The sequence below is a fragment of the Micromonospora globispora genome, from assembly GCF_003857015.1.
GTDB lineage: Bacteria > Actinomycetota > Actinomycetes > Mycobacteriales > Micromonosporaceae > Micromonospora > Micromonospora globispora.
Window position 1 is genome coordinate 1 of record NZ_QGGF01000684.1, and the last position, 5,128, is coordinate 5,128.

General features: G+C 74.5%; 4 protein-coding genes and 2 pseudogenes. 1 reads left to right on the top strand and 5 read right to left on the bottom strand.

Annotated elements, in window-relative coordinates:
• From DKL51_RS32020 to DKL51_RS32035, 4 genes and pseudogenes are all read right to left on the bottom strand, one after another.
• Positions 1-374 (bottom strand): annotated as a pseudogene (locus DKL51_RS32020) (ATP-dependent DNA ligase); the annotation flags it as partial.
• A 171-nt stretch (positions 375-545) separates the two neighbouring features.
• A complete protein-coding gene (locus tag DKL51_RS32025) occupies positions 546-752 on the bottom strand; it encodes a hypothetical protein (RefSeq protein WP_109947135.1) in 207 nt (68 codons plus the stop codon).
• 77 nt (positions 753-829) lie between these two features.
• Positions 830-2,182, bottom strand: coding sequence for a dipeptidase (locus DKL51_RS32030; protein ID WP_185734995.1), 1,353 nt, complete (start codon positions 2,180-2,182; stop codon positions 830-832).
• A pseudogene (locus tag DKL51_RS32035) lies at positions 2,145-3,091 on the bottom strand (uridine kinase family protein). Before DKL51_RS32035 ends, DKL51_RS32030 begins: the two are co-directional and overlap by 38 nt.
• Before the next feature lie 6 nt (positions 3,092-3,097).
• On the opposite strand from DKL51_RS32035, the gene DKL51_RS32040 reads away from it, so the two are divergent.
• Entirely contained in the window at positions 3,098-3,499 is a 402-nt protein-coding gene (locus DKL51_RS32040; RefSeq protein ID WP_109947145.1) for a rhodanese-like domain-containing protein, read from the top strand.
• A gap of 57 nt (positions 3,500-3,556) precedes the next feature.
• On the opposite strand, the gene DKL51_RS32045 is transcribed toward DKL51_RS32040, so the two are convergent.
• Positions 3,557-5,098, bottom strand: coding sequence for a cobyric acid synthase (locus DKL51_RS32045; RefSeq protein ID WP_109947137.1), 1,542 nt, complete (start codon positions 5,096-5,098; stop codon positions 3,557-3,559).
• Between the last annotated feature and the right edge of the window lie 30 nt (positions 5,099-5,128).

Below are 5,128 nucleotides of genomic sequence, written 5' to 3' on the forward strand. Positions count from 1 at the left end.
CCGCCGAGCAGGCCGCCGAGCAGGCGCTGCTCGTCGGCGGTGGCCGCGGCGAAGAGCCGGTGCAGCAGCTCCCGGCGGCGTGCCTGGGACCCGGGGCCGCGGACGGCGGCGATCTCGTCGATCGCCGCGTCGGCCCCGGCCACGGTCAGCGTCGGCTCGGCGGCCGGCGGCGGTAGGTCACGCAGGCTGGCCCAGCCCACCCCGGTCTGCCGTTGGCGCAGCTCGCCGGCGAGGTAGCCGGAGCCCGCCGACACCTCGGCGGGATCCAGCCCGCGGAGGGCGGCGGCGAGCAGCTCCACCTTGGCCCGCCGGCCGCTGGTGGAGCTCACCGCGGCTGAGGTGGCCGCCAGGTCGAGGAACCGCACGGATCCCATCCTGCCAGCCACCCCCGACACGGCCCGGGATTCGGTGCACCCCTGCGGCAGGCCGCGTCCCGCCGCCTTGGGGGCGCGCGGTTGATCGACCCGGCCCGCGGCAGGTCGCGGTATCCGGTGTACGGAAGACCGCGACCTGCCGCGACACCGGGCTCAGCGGCCGGACGCGGTTCAGGCGGAGACGGGCTCCTCGATCCGCAGCCCGCGGGCGCGGACCTCCTCGGCGATCCGGGTGAGCAGCGTGTCGAGCGTGACCAGGGCCTCGGAGAGGTCGCCGAGCTGGTCCTTGAGCGTGTCCTCGGACCACGCGGAGACGTCGACGTCCCCCAGAGCACTGACGGCGGCCTTCAGCCGCGCCATCTCGTCGTTCGTACGCATGTTCGAAAGGCTATAACACCCCGCCACCCGACACACCGCAAACTCCGACATCGGCCCGGAAGTTACGGTTCCGACACCTAACTCCGGTTCGCGCCCGCCTCGGCGACCTTCGCCAGCAGCAGCGCCTCGGCGAGGCAGACCCGGGCGAACTCGCCCAGGTGCAGGCTCTCGTTCGGGCCGTGCGCCCGCGCGTGCGGGTCCTCCACACCGGTCACCAGGATCGCCGCCTCCGGGAACATCTCCTGGAAGGTGGCGATGAACGGGATCGAGCCGCCGACGCCGATGTCCACCGGGTCGGTGCCGTCCCAGGCACCCCGGAACGCGGACCGGGCCGCGTCGAACATCGGCCCGCTGGCGTCAATGACGCACGGGTCGCCGTCGTGCTCGAAGGTCACCGTGACCTGGGCGCCCCACGGGGCGTACTTCTCCAGGTGCGCACGGAGCGCCGCGTACGCCTTCTTCGGGTCGTCGCCCGGCGCCAGCCGTACGCTCAGCTTGGCCTTGGCGGACGGGACCAGCGCGTTCGGCGCCTCCCCGGTGGCCGGGGCATCGATGCCGAGCACGGCGAGCGCCGGCTTGGTCCAGAGCCGGTCGGTGATCCGGCCGGTGCCGATGAACTGCACGCCCTGGGCCAGGCCGGCCTCGACGCGGAACCGGTCCTCCGGGTAGTCGACGGCGGCGCCCTCCCGGCCCACCAGACCCTCGACGGCCACGTCACCGGCGTCGTCGTGCAGGGTGGCCAGCAGCCGGACGAGCGCGGTCAGCGCGTCCGGCACGGCGCCGCCGAACATGCCGCTGTGCACCGCGTGCTCGAGGGTGCGGACCTCGACGAAGCAGTTGACGATGCCGCGCAGCGAGGTGGTCAGCGCCGGTACGCCGATGTCCCAGTTGCCGGAGTCGGCGATCACGATGACGTCCGAGGCGATCTCGTCGCGGTACTCGGCGAGCAGCCGTTCCAGCGAGTCGGAGCCGTACTCCTCCTCGCCCTCGATGAAGAGCACCACGCCGACCGGGAGGCGGTCACCGAACGCGCGCAGCGCCGCGACGTGCGCCATGATGCCGGCCTTGTCGTCGGCGGCGCCCCGGCCGTAGAGGCGGCCGTCCCGCTCCACCGGCTCGAACGGGTCGGACAGCCAGAGCAGGCGGTCACCGACCGGTTGGACGTCGTGGTGGGCGTAGAGGAGCACGGTGGGCGCGCCGGGCGGGCCCGCCTTCTTCCCGATCACCGCCGGCTGACCGCCGGAACGCACGATCTTCACGTCGAGGTCGCAGCCGCGCAGCAGCTCGGCCACCGCCTCGGCGGAACGCTCCACGTGCGAGTGGTCGAAACCCTCGAAGGCGATGCCCGGGATGCGGACGAGGCGTTCGAGGTCGGCACGGACTCCGGGCAGTTCACGCTCGACGGCGGCCCGTACCTCGGACTCGGACATGATCGGTGTGGTCATGACCGGCATCGTATGCCGACCTTACGCGCGGGCACCTCCCCAGCCCGTCGCCGCAGTTCCGGCCACCCCGCCCGGTCAGGCGCGACGGACGTAGTACCGGTGCGCGTCGTGCGGCAGCGCGGGTGCACCGTCGACCACCAGGTCCGCCGCCGTCTCGGTGCCGTCCGCCGCGAAGTGCACCCGCTCGCCGGCATGCCAGCGGCGCAGCTCGGGCAGGATCTCCGCCCCGTCCCGGCTGAGCGCCCGGGACAGCCGCAGCGGCGTCGGCGCGGTGACGAAGACCGACAGGGTCAGCTCCGGGCGGATCGCCGCCCGGGCCGCGCTCACCCCCTCGACGATCAGCACCACGCCGACCGGCACCGGCACCGGCACCTCGCGCGGCAGGAAACAGCGCCGGACCCAGCTGTAGCGGCGGTACGCTCCCGGGCGGCCGGCCCGCAGCGGCGCCAGCACCCACTCCTCCAGTCGGGGCCAGAAGGTGAGCTGGTCGTCCCAGCCGTCCAGCAGGTCGTCGGTGTGCACCACCGGCGGCCGCCCGCCGCCGGGCAGCGCGGCGAGGGCGTCCGCGAGCCGCGCCGCGAAGAGGCTCTTCCCCGCGCCGCTCGGCCCGTCGACGGCCACCAGCCGGGTACGCCCCAGCCGCGCCGGTCCGGCCAGCACCCGCTGGGCCAGCCCGGCGTACGCCTCGACCACCGCCACCGTCACCCGCCCGACGCTAGCGCCGGCCGTTCCCCGGCCCGGCGGCTCCCCCGTCCGTCGCACCGGCGCCCGGGCGATCCCCCGTCCGTCGCACCGGCGCTCGGGCGGTCCCTCGTCCGCTGGATCCTGTACCCGGCGGCAGGCGTTCGCCGGGCGGAGCGACGTCCTCACCGGCATGATCGGGAGGTGCTGCATGACGTGATGAGTCCGGGCGTCGAAGCCCTGCTGGAACAGGCCCGGACCGGGCTGCGCCGCAAGACGCCGCAGGAGACCGTCGAGGCGGTCCGCGCCGGCGCGCTGCTGGTCGACACGCGTACCGAGGTGCAGCGCCGAGAGCAGGGCGAACTGCCCGCGGCCATCGTGATCGACCGGACGGTGCTGGAGTGGCGGCTGGACCCGGCCAGCGCCTGGCGCATCCCGGAGGCCACCGGGTACGACCGCGAGATCGTCGTGGTGTGCCGCCAGGGCTACAGCTCCAGCCTCGCCGCCGCGAGTCTGCAGGTGCTCGGGCTGCGCCGGGCGACGGACATGATCGGCGGCGTCGAGGCCTGGTGCGAGGCGGGCCTGCCGATGTCCGACCGCCCCGCCGACGTCCGCTACTGACCCTCTGATCACCCGGCCGGTCGGGCACGGGGCTAGGCCCGCAGACGCCCGTGCGCGTCAGGCCGGTGGCGCGCCCGGTGGAATGAAGGGCAGGTCGGCGGGGGGTCCGGCCTCGATCAGCCGCCACAGGGCGTCGGTGTCCAGGTGCTCCTCGACGAGATCGCCGAGCAGGTCCAGGGTCCGCTCCCGAGCGGCCGCGAACGCGGTGTCCGGGGCGACCGTGAAACCCGTCCGCCCGGCGATCCGGGCCACCTCGGTGAGGAATCGACGGCGGAAGCCGTCGGCCTCGAACGCGCCGTGCCAGTGGGTGCCGCGCACCGCGCCGAGCAGGGCGCCCTCGCCCCTGCCGTCGGCGTACCGGAGCAGCGGCGGCAACGCCGGGTCGGTGCTGGAGACGTACCCGTGGTGGATCTCGTAGCCGCGTACCGGGACGTCGTGGGCGGCCGTGCCGGTGGACTGGCGGACCGTCTTGCGCGGGTCGAAGGTGATCTCGATGGGCAGTAGTCCCAGCCCGGCGACGCTCCCCTGCCGGCTCTCCACCGGGTCGTGGATGGCCCGGGCGAGCATCTGGAAGCCGCCGCAGATGCCGAGCAGCGGCTTGCCGGCCGCCGCGTGCGCCAGTACGGCGTCGGCGAGTCCGGTCTCCCGCAGCCAGGCCAGGTCCGCCACGGTGGACTTGGAGCCGGGCAGCACCACCAGGTCGGCGGCGGCCAGTTCGGCCGGCTCGATGGTCAGCCGGACCCGGACGCCCGGCTCGGTGGCCAGGGCCTCGACGTCGGTGGCGTTGCTGATCCGGGGCAGTCGGACCACGGCCACGTCGAGCCAGTCGGTGCCGTGCGGGGCGGCCGGTCGACCGAGCACCCGGCCGTAGGCCAGGGAGTCCTCGGCGTCCAGCCACAGGTCCAGCTCCCAGGGGAGCACCCCGTACGTGGGCCGGCCGGTGACCCGGTGCAGCATGTCCAGCCCCGGCTGGAGCAGCCCCAGGTCACCGCGGAACTTGTTGATCACGAAGCCGGCGATCAGGGCCTGGTCGGCCGGGTCGAGCAGGGCGACGGTGCCGAACATCGAGGCGAACACCCCACCCCGGTCGATGTCGCCGACCACGATGGTGGGCAGTCCGGCGTGCCGGGCCAGCCCCATGTTGACGTAGTCGCCGGCGCGCAGGTTGACCTCGGCCGGGCTGCCGGCCCCCTCGCAGATCACGACGTCGTACGCCTCGCGCAGCTCGGCCAGCGCGCCGAACGCGGCCTCGGCGAGTCGGGGCCGCAGGGTGCGGTAGTTGCCGGCGGTGACCGTGTCGACGGCTTCGCCGAGCAGCACCACCTGGCTGGCGTGGTCGCTGCCCGGCTTGAGCAGCACCGGGTTGAACCGCAGGTCCGGGGCGAGCCCGCAGGCCGCGGCCTGCATGGCCTGGGCTCGGCCGATCTCGCCGCCGCGACCGTCGGGGCCGACCACCACCGCTGAGTTGTTGGACATGTTCTGCGCCTTGAACGGCGCCACCTTCACGCCCCGCCGGTGCAGCCACCGGCAGATGCCGGCGGTGAGCACGCTCTTGCCGGCGTCGGAGGTGGTGCCGGCCACCAGCAGCCCGCCGCTCACCGCGCCCTCCCCCGCCCGGACCCGTTGCCC

Coding starts and splice junctions, on each gene's coding strand:
- DKL51_RS32025 (WP_109947135.1), bottom strand. CDS start 752: ATGCGTACGAACGACGAGATGGCGCGGCTGAAGGCCGCCGTCAGTGCT.
- DKL51_RS32030 (WP_185734995.1), bottom strand. CDS start 2,182: ATGTCCGAGTCCGAGGTACGGGCCGCCGTCGAGCGTGAACTGCCCGGA.
- DKL51_RS32040 (WP_109947145.1), top strand. CDS start 3,098: ATGAGTCCGGGCGTCGAAGCCCTGCTGGAACAGGCCCGGACCGGGCTG.